The organism is uncultured Kordia sp. (genome assembly GCF_947496985.1).
Lineage (GTDB): Bacteria > Bacteroidota > Bacteroidia > Flavobacteriales > Flavobacteriaceae > Kordia.
The window spans coordinates 95,809-117,314 of record NZ_CANMEZ010000005.1; the positions used below are offsets into that span (position 1 = coordinate 95,809).

The 21,506-nt window shown below is 32.7% G+C and carries 19 protein-coding genes; 13 read left to right on the plus strand and 6 right to left on the minus strand.

Annotation, left to right across the window (positions count from 1 at the left end):
• Window positions 1–44: 44 nt before the first annotated feature.
• Window positions 45–530 (minus strand): 5-(carboxyamino)imidazole ribonucleotide mutase, encoded by a 486-nt coding sequence (gene purE, locus Q0828_RS14260; protein WP_298422276.1) that lies wholly within the window; start codon window positions 528–530, stop codon window positions 45–47.
• A gap of 1 nt (window position 531) precedes the next feature.
• Window positions 532–1,686 carry a 5-(carboxyamino)imidazole ribonucleotide synthase gene (locus tag Q0828_RS14265; RefSeq protein WP_298422279.1) on the minus strand — a complete coding sequence of 385 codons (1,155 nt, stop codon included), beginning with the start codon at window positions 1,684–1,686 and terminating at the stop codon, window positions 532–534.
• 197 nt (window positions 1,687–1,883) lie between these two features.
• On the opposite strand from Q0828_RS14265, the gene Q0828_RS14270 reads away from it, so the two are divergent.
• The 6 genes from Q0828_RS14270 to Q0828_RS14295 all read left to right on the plus strand — a co-directional run bounded on the left by Q0828_RS14270 (window position 1,884) and on the right by Q0828_RS14295 (window position 7,057).
• Window positions 1,884–2,990, plus strand: coding sequence for an adenylate kinase (locus tag Q0828_RS14270; RefSeq protein ID WP_298422949.1), 1,107 nt, complete (start codon window positions 1,884–1,886; stop codon window positions 2,988–2,990).
• Complete coding sequence (locus Q0828_RS14275) at window positions 2,980–3,786, plus strand: DUF3050 domain-containing protein (RefSeq protein WP_298422282.1); 807 nt, start codon at window positions 2,980–2,982, stop codon at window positions 3,784–3,786. The genes Q0828_RS14270 and Q0828_RS14275 overlap by 11 nt, the downstream gene beginning before the upstream one ends.
• Window positions 3,787–3,806: 20 nt before the next feature.
• Window positions 3,807–4,805: a GTPase ObgE gene (obgE, locus tag Q0828_RS14280; protein WP_298422285.1), complete on the plus strand. Its 999-nt coding sequence runs from the start codon at window positions 3,807–3,809 to the stop codon at window positions 4,803–4,805.
• Window positions 4,806–4,953: 148 nt separating this feature from the next.
• Window positions 4,954–5,355: a hypothetical protein gene (locus Q0828_RS14285; protein WP_298422287.1), complete on the plus strand. Its 402-nt coding sequence runs from the start codon at window positions 4,954–4,956 to the stop codon at window positions 5,353–5,355.
• A 48-nt stretch (window positions 5,356–5,403) separates the two neighbouring features.
• The gene (locus tag Q0828_RS14290; RefSeq protein WP_298422290.1) at window positions 5,404–6,339 is read left to right on the plus strand and encodes a hypothetical protein; all 936 of its coding nucleotides are present in this window, start codon (window positions 5,404–5,406) and stop codon (window positions 6,337–6,339) included.
• Window positions 6,340–6,364: 25 nt separating this feature from the next.
• On the plus strand, window positions 6,365–7,057 hold the full coding sequence (locus tag Q0828_RS14295) for a peptidase E (protein ID WP_298422293.1): 693 nt from the start codon (window positions 6,365–6,367) through the stop codon (window positions 7,055–7,057).
• A 91-nt stretch (window positions 7,058–7,148) separates the two neighbouring features.
• Here the strand turns inward: Q0828_RS14295 and Q0828_RS14300 are convergent, their stop codons facing one another.
• Window positions 7,149–7,823: a carboxypeptidase-like regulatory domain-containing protein gene (locus tag Q0828_RS14300; protein WP_298422296.1), complete on the minus strand. Its 675-nt coding sequence runs from the start codon at window positions 7,821–7,823 to the stop codon at window positions 7,149–7,151.
• A gap of 142 nt (window positions 7,824–7,965) precedes the next feature.
• Between Q0828_RS14300 and Q0828_RS14305 the strand changes: the two genes are divergently transcribed.
• The 6 genes from Q0828_RS14305 (at window position 7,966) to Q0828_RS14330 (ending at window position 12,446) form a co-directional block, all read left to right on the plus strand.
• Window positions 7,966–8,346 (plus strand): cyclophilin-like family protein, encoded by a 381-nt coding sequence (locus Q0828_RS14305; RefSeq protein ID WP_298422299.1) that lies wholly within the window; start codon window positions 7,966–7,968, stop codon window positions 8,344–8,346.
• 13 nt (window positions 8,347–8,359) lie between these two features.
• Window positions 8,360–8,725: a glyoxalase gene (locus Q0828_RS14310; protein WP_298422301.1), complete on the plus strand. Its 366-nt coding sequence runs from the start codon at window positions 8,360–8,362 to the stop codon at window positions 8,723–8,725.
• An 82-nt stretch (window positions 8,726–8,807) separates the two neighbouring features.
• Window positions 8,808–9,941 (plus strand): hypothetical protein, encoded by a 1,134-nt coding sequence (locus Q0828_RS14315; RefSeq protein WP_298422304.1) that lies wholly within the window; start codon window positions 8,808–8,810, stop codon window positions 9,939–9,941.
• A 9-nt stretch (window positions 9,942–9,950) separates the two neighbouring features.
• Complete coding sequence (locus tag Q0828_RS14320; protein WP_298422307.1) at window positions 9,951–10,526, plus strand: hypothetical protein; 576 nt, start codon at window positions 9,951–9,953, stop codon at window positions 10,524–10,526.
• 98 nt (window positions 10,527–10,624) lie between these two features.
• Entirely contained in the window at window positions 10,625–11,383 is a 759-nt protein-coding gene (locus tag Q0828_RS14325; protein WP_298422310.1) for an isocitrate lyase/phosphoenolpyruvate mutase family protein, read from the plus strand.
• A gap of 1 nt (window position 11,384) precedes the next feature.
• Window positions 11,385–12,446: a methylated-DNA--[protein]-cysteine S-methyltransferase gene (locus Q0828_RS14330; RefSeq protein WP_298422314.1), complete on the plus strand. Its 1,062-nt coding sequence runs from the start codon at window positions 11,385–11,387 to the stop codon at window positions 12,444–12,446.
• 58 nt (window positions 12,447–12,504) lie between these two features.
• On the opposite strand, the gene Q0828_RS14335 is transcribed toward Q0828_RS14330, so the two are convergent.
• Together Q0828_RS14335 and Q0828_RS14340 are read right to left on the minus strand one after the other, a co-directional pair.
• A complete protein-coding gene (locus Q0828_RS14335; protein WP_298422317.1) occupies window positions 12,505–12,762 on the minus strand; it encodes a hypothetical protein in 258 nt (85 codons plus the stop codon).
• A 431-nt stretch (window positions 12,763–13,193) separates the two neighbouring features.
• Window positions 13,194–19,286: an alpha-2-macroglobulin family protein gene (locus Q0828_RS14340; protein ID WP_298422320.1), complete on the minus strand. Its 6,093-nt coding sequence runs from the start codon at window positions 19,284–19,286 to the stop codon at window positions 13,194–13,196.
• A 279-nt stretch (window positions 19,287–19,565) separates the two neighbouring features.
• Between Q0828_RS14340 and Q0828_RS14345 the strand changes: the two genes are divergently transcribed.
• Window positions 19,566–20,519, plus strand: a complete 954-nt coding sequence (locus Q0828_RS14345; RefSeq protein WP_298422323.1) for a tetratricopeptide repeat protein — start codon at window positions 19,566–19,568, stop codon at window positions 20,517–20,519.
• Between the two features lie 218 nt (window positions 20,520–20,737).
• Here the strand turns inward: Q0828_RS14345 and Q0828_RS14350 are convergent, their stop codons facing one another.
• Window positions 20,738–21,499, minus strand: a complete 762-nt coding sequence (locus Q0828_RS14350) for a cyclase family protein (protein WP_298422326.1) — start codon at window positions 21,497–21,499, stop codon at window positions 20,738–20,740.
• Window positions 21,500–21,506 lie beyond the last annotated feature (7 nt).

A 21,506-nucleotide genomic window follows, 5' to 3' on the forward strand; every position in this document is an offset into this window, starting at 1 on the left:
GGTTTGTATGATACAAAAAAAGCCGCTTTTAAAGCGGCTTTTTTCTATTTAGAGATTTCCTTAGCGGAATTAATTACTTTCTGTTTCAAGCCTTCTTTATACACCATAATCTTATCTAATACACATGCATCAGAAGTTCCAATAATTTGTGCTGCCAATATTCCAGCATTTTTAGCGCCATCCAACGCAACAGTTGCTACAGGAACGCCGCCAGGCATTTGCAAAATAGATAATACAGAATCCCAACCATCAATAGAATTCCTCGATTTTACAGGAACACCAATTACAGGTAATGGAGATAAAGATGCTACCATACCTGGTAAATGTGCAGCACCGCCAGCACCTGCAATAATAACACTAATGCCACGTGTATGTGCGTTTTTACCATAATCAAATAACTTCTCAGGAGTTCTGTGTGCAGAAACAATATCTACTTCAATTTCTATATCAAAACCCTTTAAAATATCAATTGCTTCTTGCATTACAGGAAGATCACTTGTACTTCCCATAATAATTCCCACTTTTGCCATATTACTTACTAATTACGTTGATTGTTTGTTTTACTGTTGCAGCTACCTTTCTGGCTTCTGCTACATTTTTATTTACAATAGTTACATGTCCCATTTTACGGAAAGGACGCGTTTGTTTCTTTCCATAAATATGTGGTGTAACACCTTCTAGCTGCATAATTTTTTCAATATTTTCATACACAACATCGCCAGTATGACCTTCTGCACCAACCAAATTCACCATAATTCCAGCTACTTTACTTTCCGTATTTCCTAAAGGAAGATTTAAAATTGCACGGATATGTTGTTCAAATTGACATGTATAACTAGCTTCAATACTATAATGTCCACTATTATGAGGTCTTGGCGCAACTTCATTTACAATAATTTCATCATCTTGTGTTTGAAACATCTCTACGGCTAAAATTCCTGTATGTTGTAATGCTTCCGAAACCTGTAATGCTACTTGTCTCGCTTTTGCTTGAATATCCTCAGAAATTCTTGCCGGACAAATTACATATTCCACCTGGTTTGCTTCTGGGTGAAACTCCATTTCTACCACAGGATACGTTTTCATATCGCCTGAAGCGTTTCGGGCAACAATAACCGCTAGTTCATTCTTAAAATCAATCAATTCTTCACACATGCACTCCACATTAGGTACATTTTCTAAATCTTCAATTGAACGAATTACTTTTACGCCAGTTCCGTCATAGCCAAACTGTGTGCTTTTCCAAACAAAAGGAATTGAAATTACTTCATTTTCTACACTATGAATCAATTCTTCCAATGACATATAAATTGAAAAAGGAGCAGTAGGAATCTGATTTTTTTGATAAAAAAGCTTCTGAATTCCTTTATTCTGAATTGTACGTAATGTTTTTGCAGACGGATATACTTGTACGCCTTCTTCTTCAAGCTTTTCTAAAGCATCTACATTTACATGTTCAATTTCAAAGGTGAGTACATCTACATTCTTGCCAAAATTATATACAGTATCAAAATCCATCAAATCACCTTGATGAAAATCATTACACGCTATTTTACAAGGTGCTTCCGCATTTGGATCTAAAACTTTAGTGTAAATGTCAAACTTTCTAGTGGTATACAATAGCATTTTGCCTAATTGGCCACCACCAAGAATTCCTAGCTTAAAATTGGAGGAAAAATAATTCATGAATTACATATTTTGAACAAAAGTACAAATCTAAAACGGTAAAAGTAAACTCGTAAAACGTTATTCATAAATCAATTTGTATCTTTGCACCTTTCAAAATGATAAAGTATCATTATTTAAGAGACATCAACGTATAAAATTCTACTTTTTTGAACACATCAAAAAAAGTGATTTTATCAAAAAAGTGCTTAGAAAACGTGATTAAATTACACGATAAATATTTCAAGAAATTCATTACTGAAGCTCAAATTCAGGAAGCTGTCGCTAGAATGGCCAATGAAATAGCAAATGACCTCAAAGATGAACAACCAATCTTTATTGGAATCTTGAACGGCGTATTTATGTTTTTTTCAGATTTTATGAAAGCATATCCATTTCCATGCGAAATGAGTTTCATAAAACTATCTTCCTATCATGGAACAGCTTCAACAGGTGACATTAAAGAACTCATTGGCTTATCTCAAGACATTGAAGGAAGGACTGTTGTCGTATTAGAAGACATTATAGATACAGGAAACACGCTAGAAGAATTACACAAAATATTCAAGGCAAAAAAAGTAAAACAATTCAAGATTGGAACGTTATTCTTTAAGCCTGAAGCATACACAAAACAACACAAAATAGATTATATCGGAATGGAAATTCCTAACAAATTCATTGTAGGTTACGGATTAGACTATGACGAATTAGGAAGAAACTTACCCGAAGTTTATCAATTACACACACACAACATGATTAATTTAATTTTATTCGGTAAACCCGGAGCAGGAAAAGGAACACAGGCAGATTTTATAAAAGAACAGTACAATTTAGTACATATTTCTACTGGAGATGTATTTAGATATAACATCAAAAATGGAACAGAATTAGGACTTTTAGCAAAGTCGTACATGGACAAAGGAGATTTAGTGCCTGATGAAGTAACGATTAACATGTTACAAGCGGAAGTTGAGAAAAACCCAGAAGCAAATGGTTTTATTTTTGATGGTTTCCCAAGAACAACTGCACAATCAGAAGCATTGGATGCTTTTCTAGAAACGAAAGGATGGACAATTTCTGCAACAATAGCTTTAGAAGCACATGATGAAACGTTAATCGAACGATTGATAGAACGTGGAAAGAGTAGTGGACGTACAGATGATCAGGATGTAGAAAAAATTAGAAATCGTTTTGAAGAGTACAATCAAAAAACAGCACCATTAATCGACTATTACAAAAAACAAAATAAGTTTTATAGTGTAAACGGTATTGGAAGTATAGAAGAAATTACAACACGAATAAGCAAAGTTATAGATGCATTATAATTCTCAATTATACATACAAAACTTACAACAAGAATTGGCGCCACTACAACAACAAATAGTGGCACATTCTTTATATAACAAAGTGAATTCTATAGATGCGTTGAATACATTTATGGAATATCATGTGTTTGCAGTATTTGATTTTATGTCACTATTAAAAGCTTTGCAAATACACTTAACACAAACAGAATTACCTTGGATTCCAAAAGGGAATCCTGTCACAAGACGATTTATCAACGAAATCGTTTTTGGAGAAGAAAGTGATATTGACAAAAATGGAAAACCATTAAGTCACTATGAAATGTATGTAGAAGCAATGGAAGCTTCTGAAGCTAATACAAAAATGATTTCAGAATGTATTACGTATATTTCAGAAGGTGAAAGCATAGCTGAAAGTCTCATCGCAGTAAAAGCACCAAAAGCAGTACAAGATTTTGTAAATTTTACATTTGCTGTAATTGCTACAAAAGAAGTACATAAAATTGCTGCAGTATTTACATTTGGACGAGAAGATTTAATTCCAAATATGTTTTTGGAAATGGTCAAAGGAATTGATCAAAAAAGTATTGATCTAAACTTAGATAAGTTTATCTATTATTTAGAAAGACATATTGAGCTTGATGGCGATGAACACGGACCACTAGCCTTACAAATGATAGAAGAATTGTGTGGTACAGACGCTCAGAAGTGGGAAGATTGTATTGCAATAAGTAAACAAGCTTTACAGCACAGAATTGCACTTTGGACTGCAATTGAAGACAAAATAGAAGTACTTTCGCAGCGTGAACTCGTGTAGCGAACTAAAATAATGATACAATGACAGATGGAAATTTTGTAGACTATGTAAAAATGCACATAACTTCTGGAAACGGAGGAAAAGGATCAATGCATTTATTACGTGAAAAATACAACGCGAAAGGTGGACCAGATGGTGGCGATGGCGGACGTGGAGGACATATTATTCTTAGAGGAAATCAAAACCTTTGGACATTATACCACTTTAAATTAAAAAGACATCACAAAGCAGAACATGGAAGTCATGGAAGTTCAAATAGGAGCACAGGTGCTGATGGACAAGATGTGTATTTAGATGTTCCGTTGGGAACTGTGGTACGTGATACAGAAACAAATAACATTCTTTTTGAAATCACAGCACATGATGAAGAACGTATCATTGCAAAAGGCGGAAAAGGTGGACGTGGAAACTGGCATTTCAAATCGTCAATAAATCAAACACCACGTTATGCGCAACCTGGAATTCCGGGTGAAGAAAAAGACATTCTATTAGAATTAAAAGTATTAGCAGATGTTGGTTTAGTAGGATTTCCAAATGCTGGAAAATCAACCTTACTTTCTGTAATTACATCAGCAAAACCTAAAATTGGAGATTACGAGTTTACAACTTTAAAACCAAACTTAGGAATTGTAGAATACAGAGATTACAAATCATTTGTCATGGCAGATATTCCGGGAATTATAGAAGGAGCTTCTGAAGGAAAAGGATTAGGACATTACTTCCTAAGACATATTGAGCGTAACTCAACCTTACTTTTCTTAATTCCTGCCGATAGCGCAGATATTTCTAAAGAATACGATATTCTACTAAACGAATTAAAAAAATACAATCCAGAAATGCTCGATAAAGAACGTTTCATTGCGATTTCTAAGTCAGACATGCTAGATGATGAACTCATGGAAGAAATGAGTGCAGAACTCGATAAAGATTTAAACATTCCATATATGTTTATCTCTTCCGTTGCCCAACAAGGCATTATGGAACTAAAAGATAAACTATGGGAAATGTTAAACAACTAAAAAAAAGCGACTTTTAAAGTCGCTTTTTTTGTATCTTTTTTTAGAAATCTGTTTTTGTCATATAATAATTCGCCACTCTGAATCAAGTTCAGAATGACGTACTTTATGCCTTTACTAGGCTCAATGAACTATAATACAATCAATAAACATGAAAAAGATACTATTTCTCCTTTTAATCATTTTTACGCAATTTTCATTTGCACAAAAAGATGAACGAATATCTACCATAGATTTTGTTCAAATTATAGATGGAAACAAAGCAGAGACTATTTATTACTACGAGCAAAACTGGAAAGTGTTACGCCAAATGGCATTGAAGAAAAACTATATAGCTTCTTATGAAATCATGGAAACTACTTATTCCGAAGAAGCGCCTTTTCATCTCATGTTGATTACAACCTACGCAAATAAGTCACAATACGAACAACGTGAGAAACATTTCGAAGAATTGATCAAAGAAAAAGGAGAATTGGAGTTGTTAAACGATAAAAAACCAGCAGTATTCCGAAAGAATTTATTTCATAAAGAAAATGTAATTCATCATAATTAACGTACGTAAAATGTTGTATATTTCTATCACAAATTAAAATCAATACCATTGAAAAAGTATCTTAGCATTATACTCATCATTTTTAGTATACATTTTAGTACTGCCCAACATATTGAAATCAAAGATGATATTGCATTTATTGATGGTAAACCGTATTTAAAAATAGAAAGAAAGAGCAAGTATAGATTTTTGCTATATGATGTGAAAACAAATGAGAAACTGATCAAAGTCACAACGCAAAAAAAACATAATGAAATTAATCAGTTTTTGTATTACACTACACGATTTTATTTTTTTGCGATAAAAAAAGACTTGACGTTTAATGAGAAAGTTTTTGAATCTGACTATGGTGTTATTCAATTCCTATATCAACATCGAGTTTTAGTATCAGACATTGAAATCACAACGCAAAAAGTCATACAAGACTACAAACGCTTGTCTGCAAAAGCTTCTTGTCAACAAATTTTGAAAAACGATTATTCACAAATCATTATGGATAATTTTGCTTCCGTTGTAAATAATGATACACTTTATATCAATGAAGTAAAATACAGATGCGTACACAGTGCATCATACACCAAAAAAGTAATGTTTGATCGTTTTGGAAAGTGGCATAAAGTAGCATTTCCTGATAACAATTCACGTCATCCAAACCTAATATGGAATAATGTAAAACTGCTTGATGATGTCGATAAAAAGTTTACAGTAGTTACAAGAGGTGAAGAAAGTAGACAAACAATATACGCTTCTGTGATGATTTTTGATGAAAATGGAAACGATATGCTAGCGGAAAATTCCACACTTCGATTTCGACTCATCGAACTTTTCGGATACTATATTAAAGAGAATAAAAATGATCGGACATTTTTTGATGCCTACTGGAAAATGGTAGACAAAAAACAATGGAATGAGATTAAAGAGTATAAAAAGAAAAGAAAAATTAAACCCATAAAATCTAACGGAGGAACCAAGAGTTTCCAATAACTACGTTTTACTAAAGTTAACCAACATGAACATACCAACATTATTCGTTTACGGCGGACAAGTCAATCAAGAATTTGTAAAATATACAGCCAAACTTACAGGAAAACAGAAACCACGTATTTGCTTTTTACCAACCGCAACAGGCGATGCACTTTGGTATATCAATTATTGGTATGAGTTGTGTCATAATTTGGAAGTAGAACCACATATCTTAAAAGTTTGGATAAATTCTAGTACGCAAGATTGGGAATTTGAAGACATGTTACTGGAAATGGACGCTATCATTGTTGGTGGCGGAAATACCTTAAACATGATGACCTTACTAAAAGCACATGAAATTGATAAAGCATTAATGAAAGCGTATCAAAAAGGAATTGTATTAGCAGGCGGAAGCGCAGGTTCATTGTGTTGGTTTAATGGTGGATTTACAGATTCCAGACCTAAGCAACTCACGTTTGTGGAAGGTTTTAACTTTTTACCGTTCAGTCATTGCCCACATTACCATTCGGAAGCGTCTCGTCGTCCTTTATTTCATAGTAATATTGCTAAAGGAATTTTAACAGATGGTTATGCATGTGATGACTTATCAGGAATTGTATTTGAGGATGGAAAACCTGTTAAAGCGATGTCGATAGATGGTGAAAATCATTCGTATTTCGTATATAAAAAAGATGATCAAGTTATTGAAGAACGTTTGGAGTCGGAGATAATAACGTAGTTGTTAGTTTTGTCATTCTGCATCTGACGCGGAATCTATTCAAATTCTAGATGGATTCCTGCCTACAGAGAAATAATAAAAGATAACAAAATTAGATTCTCACAGCTTTCTTGGTTTCTAACAATTTCCCATCAGCCTTCACACGAACCAAATACATGCCTTTTGGTTGATTGGAAAGATTAATTCGTGGAATTTTAGCAAGATTAGAATGTGTTGTAGTTTGTAATAACTGACCATTCATATTGTATACTTCAATCGAAATATACGCATATGTTTTATCCAGCTGTAGCTGAAATAAACCATTTGCAGAAGGATTTGGGAATAATGAAGTGATCCGTTGTTTGCTTGAAATCCGATCAAACGCTCCATCAGAATATGAGTATACATCGCCCGGTTCAACGGTGACAAGTGTACAATACATCAGGTTGGATCTACAATAGGAAGAATACCCAACTACTGTGACAGCATCTAATTCTTCAATATTGCGTTCTAAAATAATTGAAACTTGATTGTGTTTTCCAGCGAAAATTTCCTGTGTTTCAAAACCTACATATGAAACTTCTAAAACAGCAGTTGGATCAACAGCAATTGAAAACTGTCCTTCTTCATTAGTGATAACGCCTTTGGGAGTATTCTTAACGATTACATTTGCATACGGAATAGTGTTTTTATATGCATCATACACAGTTCCTGTAATGGTAACTTTTTGCGCAAAGCAACAGATTGAAAAACTTAAAAATAATCCAAATAGTAAAGTTGATTTCATATAGTATAATTTTTGATGTATGCTGAATTTGTTTGATTACAGTTCAAAACTATCGTATCTTTCAGATTCATAAAACAACCAATACGTGAACAATCCTTTTCAGTGAGTAAACTTTCACTTTTTAAAAAAATCATACCCTTTTATGCAATCAATTTTACATACAGAAACTAAAACTCTAGAAATCGTTTGGGATGAATCTTGTGGAATTATTAATCAAATTAAAACGAATACTGCTTTAGAAGGAATTGCAACACATATTCAAGGCGAAGTATTTTTTTATCAATATGAGTTGGATATTCCGTTTAATGGGGAAGAAAAAGAAGTTTTTGAAGTTGGAGATGTGGTGTATTGGAAATCACAAACGGATAAAACTAAGTTTGGTATTTTATTCATGTATGGAAATACAACGTATGGTGATGGCACAAAACCAAGAACGTCAAGTCCCGGAATCAAAATTGGGCACATACTAAATCATAAAGTCATTCGTTCCATTGAAACTGGCGAACAATTAAAACTTGGATAAAAATACGGATCTTATGAAACAACATGTAAAGTCTATTAGAACATTTATTGGAGCAAAAAACTATGAAATCTCCAGAAGATTTTATCATGATTTTGGTTTTGAAGAAATAAGAGTATTTCCAACAATGTCATATTTTAAAATGGGGGATTTTGGCTTCTATTTACAAGATGCATATGTAAAAGATTGGATTGAAAATTCAATGATTTTTATAGAAGTAAATGACTTAGAAACTCAACTAAAAACTATTAAATCGTTACAACTTGACCAAAAATATGAAAATGTTCGTGTCACTGAAATCAGTTGCAATGATTGGGGAAATGAGTTTTTTGTTTATGATCCTTCGGGTATTTTGTGGCATATTGGTGAGTTTTCAAGTTAGTATTTTACTAAAAAATATTGAACAAAGTAGAAATCCAAGTTGTTAGTACAAAAAACTTTACCTTAGTAAGGAATATCATATTATGAAAAATACCATCTTCAGTTTCTTTTGTTTTTGTTACGCTTTCGCGAATATACACGCACAAGAATTTAAAAAGCCAACATTAACTTCACCAGAAAAAGCATTCTATAATAATTTAGACAACGAACAAATTTCAAATCCTGCAAAGTATAACGGACGTGTAAAAAAAGTGATTCGTACCTATAAAGAATATGAACAAGGAGTAGATGTAGTAACCTTGGAAAAATCAACAATGTATGTAAATACAAAGGGAGAATTTGAAAAAACGGTATTGCGTGGGTATTCATTTGGAATAGAAAATTCAAAAGAAGTAACAAATCATTTAGAAGCGCCAAAAGCTACTATTGAAAAGAAAGGAAATCTGACCATAAAAATTATCAAAAATGAATTAAATGATGATTTGGGATATGAATATGAAGAAAAAGGAGATGATAAATATGTGTATGAAAATGACCGTTTGGTTGCCTTTTTTAACAATAATGATAGCATTTCGTATGTATATGATATAAAAGATCGCTTGGTAGAAATTAAAACATTTGAAAGTTTAATAGCAGAAGAATACAACGAAAATGATGAATCAACAACACTTTGGCGAAGTGAGTTTGAAGACAAAACATTGCAGCGAGTTACCTATGAAAACGGACGTGTAAAAAGTAAAATATTCTATGATAAATTTGGGGAAGTGATAGATATTTACAAAACAAATTACACATATCTCAAAGATGGCAGGATAGAAAAATTTCAAACACATTATAAGCGTTATTTATATGATTATTATGATAATTCTATTTCCATAGATGCACAGAAATATATAGATTTTCCCAAAGTAGAATCTATGAATAGCATACAAACTGGAACATTTCAATATTCAAAAACAAAGAAAATAAGCGCTTTTAATACCGTAAATGGAGACGAAAAAGAAGACTATACAATTGTATTTGATAAAAATGATAAATTACACTTAGTGAACGGAATTTTGCAGTTTTATGGTAATGATCAGCTACAAAAACTAGAAGTTGGATACGAATATGTATATGATGAAAAAGGAAATCCAAAAAACATTACATCTTATTATTATATTGGTGGCGAAAAAATAATTCATAAAGAAACTACTTTTGAAATAGAATATTATTAAGATAAAATCATGAAATTTTTAAAACGACATATAGTTATAGTGCTTACAGTTTTAGTCTTATTTTTAAGTTGTGAAACGAAACAATCACGAGAAAATACACTTAAAGAACTAAAATATAGTTTAAATGCGGTTGAACTTGTAGGAAGTAAATTTAATCAGCGAAATCCGTATTTACGAAGTATTCTTAAAAAATCGGAACAAGACAAAAACAATTTTGATAAGTCAGATTTTGTCACAATCAATAAAATTTCAAAAGAAGTTAATCAAATAGCAACTGAGCAATTAGCGTTATTACATAGTTACAAAGAATTATCTCCTAACAAAGAATTATTTAATGCAACGATCAAACAAATAGAAGTTACAAAAGACTTCAATGAAATTGGTATTAAATTCTTAAAAACGCTGGAAGATACAATTGATAGTAATGATCTAGAGTATCAAAAATCATTAACTGCACATAATCAAAGATCTAAACAGCAAAACAGATTATATAAAAATACATTGTCAGATTTTTACGAAGAATACAATATTTCTCAAGCAGAAATAGATGCTATCATGAGCACCATTAAAAATGGTAATAAATAGCGTTCAGTAAAATAAAGACAGAAATTAAAAAATACATGTTCAATTTTCGGTTGCTGTCAAATTTTAATCTTGAGTTCTTTGTATAAAACAAGGCAAAGATGGAATTTAAAAACCTACACAATCAAGAAAACCCTTTACTAATTTATAATGTTTGGGATGTGCCAAGCGCAAAAATTGCAGAGAAACTAAAAGCAAAAGCCATTGGAACGTCAAGTGCAGCAATTGCTTCATTATTAGGTTACAACGATGGAGAAGAACTCAGTTTTTCTGAATTAGAATACATCGTGAAACGAATTGCTTCAAACACGAAACTTCCATTATCTGTAGACTTAGAAGCTGGTTATAGTCGCAATCCGATAGAAATCGTACAACATATTAAAAAACTATACTATTTGGGTGTTGTCGGCATCAACATAGAAGATAGTATTGTTGTAGCTGGAACACGACAATTGTTAGCTTCGGAAGCTTTTGCAAAAACACTTTCAACGATCACAACACAACTTCAAAAAGAAAACATTAAAATCTATATAAATGTCCGTACGGATACTTTTTTATTAAATGTTACCAATGTGTTGGAAGAAACTCAGACACGCATACAACAATACGAAAATGCAGGCGCTTCGGGAATATTTATACCTTGTATCGAAAATGAAGCAGCTATTAAGCAAATGGTTGAAACGACAAAATTACCAATTAATGTATTGTGCATGCCAAAACTCCCAAATTTTAATATCTTGAAACAACTTGGCGTGAAACGAATTAGTATGGGGAATTTTCTATTTGATAATATGTACGATTACTATGAAGAAATGACCAAAGAAATTGTCAAAAGCCAATCGTTTAACGCAATCTTTTAAGATGTTAATCACAGAAACTGAAAAGATACATGAATACTACCAAGCACTGATAGAACGAAACGAAAGTTTTGTCGGAATCTTTTTTGTGGGTGTAAAAACAACATCTGTATTTTGTATTGCAACATGTAGAGCGCGTAAGCCGAAATTGAAAAATGTAGAATTCTACACATCTTTCAAAGAAGCTTTAGATAATGGATATCGTCCGTGCAAAATATGCAAGCCAACAGAAAACGCAAACGAAGCTCCAAAAGAAGTCGAAACAGCGATTCAACTTGTAAAAGAAAATCCCAAAGAAAAAATTACGGATGATCAATTGCGAGAACGTAATATTAGTCCTGAAAAAGTACGAAGATGGTTCAACAAAAATTACAGAATGACGTTTCAGGCATATCAACGTATGTATCGGATCAACAATGCATTTTTGGAATTAAAAAAAGGAAAAAATGCAACTCATACTGCTTTTGATACAGGTTATGAGTCATTAAGTGGATTTGGATATACCTATAAAAAACTCATTGGAAAATCTCCTCAAAAAAGTATTGACAAAACCATTATTCTCATTCACAGATTTACCACACCTTTAGGGCCTATGTTTGTATGTGCAACAGATAAAGGCATTTGTTTATTAGAATTTATAGACAAAGAAATGTTAGAAACGGCATTCAAAGAGTTGCAACGTTTGCTCAATGCGAATATTATCATTGGTGAAAACGAACACATTCAACAAGCAAAGAAAGAACTAAAAGCATATTTTGAAGGAAGCCTAACAAACTTCAATGTACAAATAGAAATGCCAGGAACTGATTTTCAAAAAGAAACTTGGAAAGCATTGCAAACCATTCAGTACGGACAAACAGTTTCATACCAAGAACAAGCGCAAAAAATTAACAATCCAAAAGCGGTGCGAGCAGTTGCCAAAGCAAATAGTTGCAATCGTATATCTATTATCATTCCGTGTCATAGAGTCATTGGTAAAAAAGGTAAGCTTACAGGTTATAATGGAGGTGTAGAACGTAAACGTTGGTTGTTAGCTCATGAAGAAAAACATGTGAATTCTCTATAAAGAAAAAGACATTTCCTTTTTCCAAGAAAATGTCTCTATTCTTATAAAATTTTAGGAACTATTGTAATTCCCATTGAAGTTTTGCTTGTCCACTATTGACTCTATATTGTAATTGTAAAGAGTTCACGTTAACCGTAACAATTTTTCTTTCTCCTGGGTATAAAGGAATTGAAGGTTGTTGTCCATCAAGACCGTAAAATGCTTCTGCTTGTGCTTGTGGCTCAAATGTAAGTTCAATTTGTGCAGGAAATTTACTAGGTGTTACTTGTGCATTACCATTTGTTCCTGGGGCTAAAATTAAAGTTGATGTACTCATAATAATTTGCTTTTAAAAAAATGATTACTAAATATGGTTTGTTTGATATAGTAAAGTTGTAACTTTATTACATCTTAGACTAGTGTATTTTCGCTCAAAGTGAAATACAGGTGTATTATACGGAAGCGCAAGTATTTATACTTGACTTTGTAGAGAATCTAAATAAAATAGGGGTAATCGGCAGAGTTTTGATAAACAATTATCAAATTAACGAATTGACAGTTCCTCAGTTTTCAGTCTCACTTTTTAGAAATTTTAATAACAAGAATCATCACTTCGAGTGATTCACTAAAGCGAATTGTATTGAGAAGTACTTATAAAATGTATTATTTTCGAGCAGCTCTCAATATAAATTTGTTTCGCAAATTCACTCGGTCTGACGTGTGTTTGTATTTTTTATAATGAAATTAGTGAATCAACAAATCATCAAACTAATCCACTTTAATCCTTACGCCTTCACTATGACTGCTAAATTCTGGTGCATACATGCTTTGAATAGTTGTAATTCCATTAGAAAACTCTCCAATATTATTTACACGTAAATCGTATTCAAATACAAAAACACCTTTAGGTAAATAGTCAAAAAAGAAATTCGTACTAGCATCTTTCGTACTTTCATAATAACCTAAACCATCTTGCCATTTGTATTGAGATAACACATTGATTGGCTCCAAACCAGCAGCGCGCATATCTTTCATATGAACAAATTCCATAGCTCTGTCATTACGTAGTTCAATTCGAACACGAATTAAATCTCCCAGTTCTAATTTACTGTTTTCGTCAATAGCGGTTAATATTTCTCCAGTATCTCCGTACGTACGTTTAAATAATTTTTTGCTCAACTTTAAAGATGTTTCAGCCGTTGTGATTTTGTCTAAATCTTCAAAATATTGCCAGTACAATCCGCCCCAAGCGATTCCTTTTCCTTTCTTAGTTAAGGTTACTTTTGCCATTTCGGGTTTTACTTCGTTTCCATTCCAAGACGTTTTAAAATATCCTGTGCCTGCTTCTACTTTTACATTTTCTAAGGTAGTTGGCGAAATTTTTTGATCTCCAATAGTAATATCAACCATGTCTGTTACTGAGAGCCAATCGCTTCCTTGTAATAATAATGCATATACAGCATCCGAAGTCGCTTTGGTAGTAGACCAACGATTGGTTTGTTTATTCTTTAACAACCAAATTTTTAAGTTATCAATTGTGGTGATATCTTGTGAAATTTCGGAAAAAGCTTCTATCATTAATGCCTGTGTTTCAATTGGTGCTTGATACCAGTACCAAGAAGACGTATTTGCCTTCCAATACATACCTAATTCGTCACTTGTTATGCTATTCTCTTGTAATGAACGTATAATTGTATTAGCTGTTTTTGGGTTGTTATACCTGTGCGAAACCAATGCCATTAAGCCTTTTGCATACAAACTTCTGTTGAGCCAATATTTAGTAATTTGACCTGTGTAATAGTCAGAAATCTTCAATGCTTCTTTCGACATTTCAAATTGTGGAAAGAAGCTTCGCATGTATAAATAGTGCAATTGTGAATACGACAAATGATCTTTAGATAAATCTACTTTTTTATCATACTTACGAATGTCATGATATTCTTTTATAAACTCAGCATCTAAATATGCGATGGCTTTTTCAATAATCGTAGACGCTTTTTCTGAATCGTAAATACGTACGCCAAGTTTGTCTAAATGTCCATAACCTGCAATAATATGTTGTGTAATAAATCGGTTCGCGCGTCCGCCAGAAAACCAAGGAAAACCACCCGATGATAACTGCATTTGTTGCAACTTACTAATTGTATTTGATTGTTCATTTTTCATTCGATTTAAATCGAACAATAGTGCAATTCGTTTCTTCTGTTCCGTTTCTGATTGTGCATCGCGAACCCAAGGTGTTTCTTGAATCAGTAAAGATTTTAATTCCTGATTCTTCTCTAAGTTACTCAATAAAGCATCCGAAGATTTCCATTGATTGAACACTTCTTGAATTCTAGGATTGCTATTTGCAATATGACTTGCCAATGCGTTTGCATAATAACGAGAAAACGTTTGTTCTGCACATTCATATGGATATTCCATTAAATATGGCAATGCTTGCACAGCATACCAAGCAGGATTAGAAGTTACTTCCAAACTCAATTTGTGATGTTGTAATGTGCTAGAATTTGTGTTTGAAAGTTTGTCTAATGTAAATGTTTTTGTTTCGTTGGAACGAATCCACATTGGTAGTGTTTCTGTCACTAACATTCTATTTGATAATACAGGTAATGCACCTTGTTCTCCATCACTAAATGCACCAGCTTTGGCAATAATAGTATACTGAATAGCTTGAATCGTTTTCGGGATATATAAGGTCCAAGACACTTGTGTGTTTCCATTGGCATCCACCGAAAATGCTTGTTTTGGGTTTCCGGTACGTGGAAATAATGCAGGATTGATGTCATTTCCAGTAATAGGATCAACCAATTCTAGCGAAGCTTCTCCAGTTAAGTTATTTTCAGAAAGATTAGAAATCTTGCTACTAATTACAATCTTATCGCCTTCACGTAAGAAACGAGGTATATTTGGCAATACCATCAATTCTTTTTGAGTCACGGTTGTTAACGATTTCGTTGCCGAATGTAAGTCTTTCGTATGTGCTAATAATTGTAATTTCCACTTTGTCAATGCTTCTGGTGTAGTAAAACTGAATGAAACATTACCTTCTGTATCTGTTTGTAATTGTGGAAAGAAAAAAGCGGTTTCTTGCAAGTTTTTACGAGGAATAATACTTGCTGTCTTGTTTTCTTCTGCTTCTTCAAAAAATCCACCAGCTAATCTGCCCAGAGAAGTAGTACTATCCTTCTCCTTAAAATTAGCATTTTGAGATCCTTCATCAGCATCCATTAGTGCCATGGCTTCAACTTCTTCGGCATCATTTACAACTTCAACTCCAGCTGCAATACCTTGTAATGTCGATTCAACTCTTTGACTTGCTCTTAAAACATTTTTTCTTAGATATTGATTTCTGGCATTTTGCATTCGGAAACCAAACCAATTCAATTTATCGTAGGATTGCGTATCGTAATATTTAGATTTATAACTATGATATTGTGTAAACCCTGATGTTCCAAAACTTTGAGAACCATTAATTCCTACAGAACTATAATATCCAGGTTCGTAGAGTGGAGAAAATTCCCATTGATGTGATTTAAATTCATCTAAAGAAGCATCATACATACTTGTCAACAATTCGGCTGCAACTTTTTCTCCTTTTGAACCTTTGATACGGAAACTCCATGTTTCCTCTTGTCCTGGCTTTAATTTGTCTCTAAATGTAGTGGTTTCAATTTGTAATTCTGATGGTGGATATGCTACAACAACAGAAATCACCTGTGAAACAATACTATTAAAAACAGTAGCCGTACAATGAATTTTAAAACCACCTTCATCCGTTTTTAATACAGGAATTTTTACTTGTTGTTTTCCATCTTCTAAAGAAATGATATACGTATTGACAATTTCGTGATCTTTTTCAATATCAATAGTTACATGCATATCTTTGGTAGCAGAAGCTAAGGTTAGGACAACAGTTTCATTTGGCATGTATGAATCTTTATCAATAGATACATCTAATAACTTTTTGTCAGCAGTAAAATCATCATTTTTATTCCAGACATTTGTATATACCATGTCTTTTATTTCCATGCCATTGGCATCTGTAGTTTTGAGTTCTACAATATATTTTCCAGATTCCCAACGTTTTATTCTTCCAAGTTCAAGGATGGAATCATTTTTAGTATCAAATGATTTACTGAATACTTGTTTGCCTTTTGCCCATTTTTTATAATCTGCTTCTTCACGTGTATACGCATCGTGTGGAAATGTTGTTTTAAACTCTTCCTCTGAAATCATTTTATAATCTGGAACTAGCCAAGGACGTTGACGTAACACGCGATCTGGAGCTTGCAACTTATGAATGGTAACAGTTCCTTTAGCAGTAACTTTTTCACCATTTAAATTTTTAGTAATTACTTCTAGTGTATGCGTTCTTTTGGTAGCGTCTAATTTTCTATCAATATTGATATTGGCAGTTAGCGTATGATATCCTACACGAATAGTCGTTTTTGCACTTCTGGTTTCTCCATTGATATCTGTAATATTTGCTGAAACTTCGTAATCAAATATTGGTAACAATTCTTTATCTACCGAAGCGTCTGGAATTGCTTTAAACGAAACTTCAAAGTTTCCTGTAGCATCTGTAGTAGTTTCTCCAGAAGTTATTTGTTGTGATGTACTTGGTACATATGGACGTCTCCAAAATGCCCAAACAGGATAACGTGGCGTACGTTTTACTGTATAACTTACTTTTGCATCAGAAATATTGCTTCCTGCAAATGCTTTGGCAGTTCCTTTGGCGATAACTTCATCGTTTACACTGTAGCTTTCCTTTACAGGAAGAAAGTTTGCTTCAAATTTTGGACGTTTGTATTCTTCCACAGAAAAATAGGTGCTTCCAACATCACCAAAACCTTCTACATATGCTTGCAATGAGAAATTTCCAGTAAGTCCAGAGTTTGGTAAGATGAATTCACCTTTTATAGAACCATATTCATTGGTAACAAGTGTTTGTTCGGAAACTTCTTGATGATTAGTATCATGAAGCGTAACAATAACAGTTCGATTTGATAACACAGTAGATTTTTTATCTGCTGTTTTCACCAAAATACCTTTAAAGAAATTGGTTTGTGCAGGTCTGTAAATACTTCTATCTGTAAAGAAAAATAAATTTATTTTTGGATCAGCATTTTCACTCCTTCTGTTTTTGTAGATGTAATATTGACCAAAATAAGCCGTCTCAGCAGCATTTTTTATGTGAATATGTACATTTCGTAAACTATATTCATTATCAAACACAATGCTTCCTGTAGCGTCTGTTGTCATTGTTTTTGTGAGTTCATCTTTGGAACTTCGTTCAGAATATTTAAACGCTACTTCTTGATTAGCAATAGGTTTTCCAGTATTTCTATCCGTTAACTGGAAGATAGAGTTTCTGGTAGTACTTTTATGAACTATGGCCATATTCGTTACTTGTACTACGCCAAAAGCATAGTAATCATTTTGTAAGTCAGGATTTTCAGAAGCGATAATTACATGATAGCCATTTGTGAGTTTGGGTACAGAGACTTCTGTTGTATGTGATTGGTAATCATTTTCTGTTGGTAATTTTACATTCCACTGTTGCTGCGTTGAGAGTTTTTTGAGAAATTCAAAACGATCTTCTTTGCTGTATAGTTTTGAAAGTTGATTGTATTGCGCTAATGAAATCGTACTTGTAGAAAAGTATAAACTGTCAGTATTTTTATAGGTAACTAATAATTTTGAAGCTTGGTCAATAGGAAGGTAATTTTCTGTAAGAATGCTGATACTAGGTTTTTCAGTACTATATTTTATGATTTTACATTTTTTTTCAGCAATACTATTTGGGAATTTCGTGATAACAGCATCGCACAATTGAATTGCTTTTTTATAACTCCATTGATGTTCAGGTTTTGTTATTGAATTGTATGAAGAACCTTGTTGTTGGTGCAAAACGGCAGTTTCGGCATCGTACATTCCTGAATATGGATGTGAAGCAAAAGTTGTTTTTTCATTCTGAAATGCTTCAATAAGTTTTTGAATTTTATCATCAAACGTAGCTTTTTGTTTTACAAAATACAGACGTTCAATATTTACTTTAATTAAAGCTTCAGGTGACTTATCTTTTAAGTGAAAACGAATTAAATCTTGATAAATTTTTAATGCTCTGGCTTCTAATGAAAATGTATCTTTTGTTGTTAAATCCATTTTAGCAAAAATTGTAGCATCGCATAAATATTCTGGATCATCTATTACAAATGCATAGGCTGGACTCGCTAAATTATTTTCATCCGACTTGTAAAATTTCAAGGCATTGTGTGCTAAAAGATCATAAACAGTTGGGCGGTATATTTTTGAATCTTTTTCTGTATGAAGAATTACATCAAACTCGGATAAATCAAGCTTTTGTAATTGCGTAGCATTTTCAAACGAAGCATCAAAATGTTTATGTATTTCTTTAAAAAGTGTTTGTAAATCCCAAGTTCTAAAATCGTTTGCATCTACTTTTTCAGAGGTTTCAGTTCTATTGTAAAATAGATAACGACTGCCTGAAAAATATTCCCAATAGATGGTTCCTAAAATGCTTTGTAAAATATTTTTAGATGGAAATGATTGTGTAGCAATTTCGGCTTTCAAGTCATTCACAATGGTCAATTGCGCATCTTCTTCCAAAATCATTTGATAACTCGCTTTTTTCAAAAACGTTTTAATGATTTGCGGATTATTTCGATCACGTTTGGCACGTTTTGAAATTTCAGAAACTCTCTCAAATGCAGATTTAGTCAAGCCTTTTTTCTCCAAACGTTCTACTTCTTTCCAAAGGTTGGAATATTCTTGTTGAGCGTTTGAAAACTGACTAAATAATACAATCATAAATATGGTAAGGATGTTTTTCATTCTGTTAAAAATTAGATCACACTATAGAACGCGATTTATAACTACATTGGTATACAACCAAGTTGGTATCTTTTACGTATGTAAAGTAAGAATTTTAAAGATAATACGTTCTAACTATGGATTATTATTTTGTAAATAACAAAGAGCATTCCAAAAACAGATTAATTGTATATAGTATAATTCTATAAATGTAAAAGTCATCGTTAGTTCTTTGTATGAACAGATGAAATACTATCTTTGGAACAATATCTGCTAGTAGTAAAAGAAATATAAAAACGAATGAAGTACTATTTTCTCATCTTTCTTTGTGTTCCTATGTTTTTGTGGAGTCAAACAGCTTCCGAAACAGTTACCGATTTATTTTCTAAAAAGCAGTATACTAAAGCCATTACGATTATACAATTGGAATTGGAAAAATCGCCAAGCAATAAACAATTTATTGAGTTTCTAGGTGATGCGTACGGATATCAGGAAAAGTGGGATGAAGCTATTGATAACTACGAAAAATTAGTAGAAATGGAGGATTCCAACGCAAATTATCATTATAAATATGGTGGCGCTATGGGAATGAAGGCTTTGAGTGTAAATAAATTTAGAGCACTTGGTTTAATTGGCGATATTAAACGATCGTTTAAAAAGGCGGCTGAACTTGATCCAAATCATATTGATACACGTTGGGCTTTGGTGGAGTTGTATATGCAATTACCAGGTATTGTTGGCGGAAGCAAACGTACTTCTATGAAATATGCCAATCAATTGGAAAATTTATCTAAAGTTGATGGCTATTTAGCGAAAGGCTACATTTATGAATATGATGACGAACCTGAGTTAGCAGAGAGCTATTATAAAAAAGCAATTGAAATAGGTGGTTCACTAACGTGTTATAAAAAGCTTACCGATTTATACGAAAAGGAAAAACAACCTGCTAAAGCGATTGCAAATATTGAAGAAGCACACAAAAAACATCAACGTAATGCTTTGCATTATCAAATAGGAAAAGTGGCGGCAGAATATAATTTGGAACTTGAAAAAGGAGAGAAGTGTTTATACATTTATATTGAAAATTATACGGCTAAAGACGGAGTTCCGAAATCATGGGCATATTATCGTTTGGCACAAATATTTAGACATAAACGCAACAAACAAGAAGCATTAAAGTGGATTGATAAAGCCTTAACTGAAAAAGAACTCAAACCTTTTAAAAAGCTGAAACAAGTAATCTTAAACTTGTAATAAGTATTTTTAGAATACTTTCGAAAATTTGTAAAAGACGATAGGCGTAATGTCAATAGTATTTCTTTTTTACATTTTTTCATGACATATCTTAGTATCAAAATCAGAGGTTTCTTCTTTCTAAAAAACATAACAGAGAATTATTTTATGTAGCAATTGACTGTAACATTTTTGAAGAAAATAGCCTTTCATTTCGCTATCCATAGCTCTTAAATTTTTTAATCAAGCATTGCCACAACTCTTGCAGGGGCTGCAGAAGCTCCCACAATTTTTAACGGAAATACCGCCACTTTGAAACCTGAGTAGGGAAGTGCGTCTAAATTGACCAATTGTTCCATATGACAGTATTCTTTGCGTTGTCCAACTAAATGTGCTTCCCAAAATAATTCTGAATTTCCAGTTTCTTTGGCTTTTTTAAGCATGTGTGGCAATGGTAAATCCCAGCCCCAAGAATCAATTCCCATGACTTTGATGCCTTTGTCAATGAGCCATTCGGTAGCTTCTGCACTCATGCCTGTACCAATTTTATGAAAATCTTTTGTTCCGTTAAATTTATCTCTTCCTGTTTTAATTAAAACAATCATTTTAGGAGCAATAGATAAATTGTTTTCGGTTAAAAACGTTGTGATGTCTTCTATCGTAATCGCATCAAAATCTGCTTTATGTTTCATATCAATCACAATGCCTTCACCATAACACCAATCAAGCGGAACTTCATCAATAGTTTTTGCTTTTTCACCATTTACCGTTGGCGAATAATGCCAAGGTGCATCAATATGCGTGGTAGAATGCACACCCATTTTCTGAATAGTATCATCTGCCCAACCTGTAAATCCTTTCGGGAATAATTTAAACGGCAATCCTAATATACGAATCAACCATTTTGCTTTGCGATGTGGTTTATGTTTTATTTTTACTTTCATAAACCAAGGATCATTTTTATTGTATTGAATAGGTTTTGAGAGGTCGATGATTTTCATGGTTAGG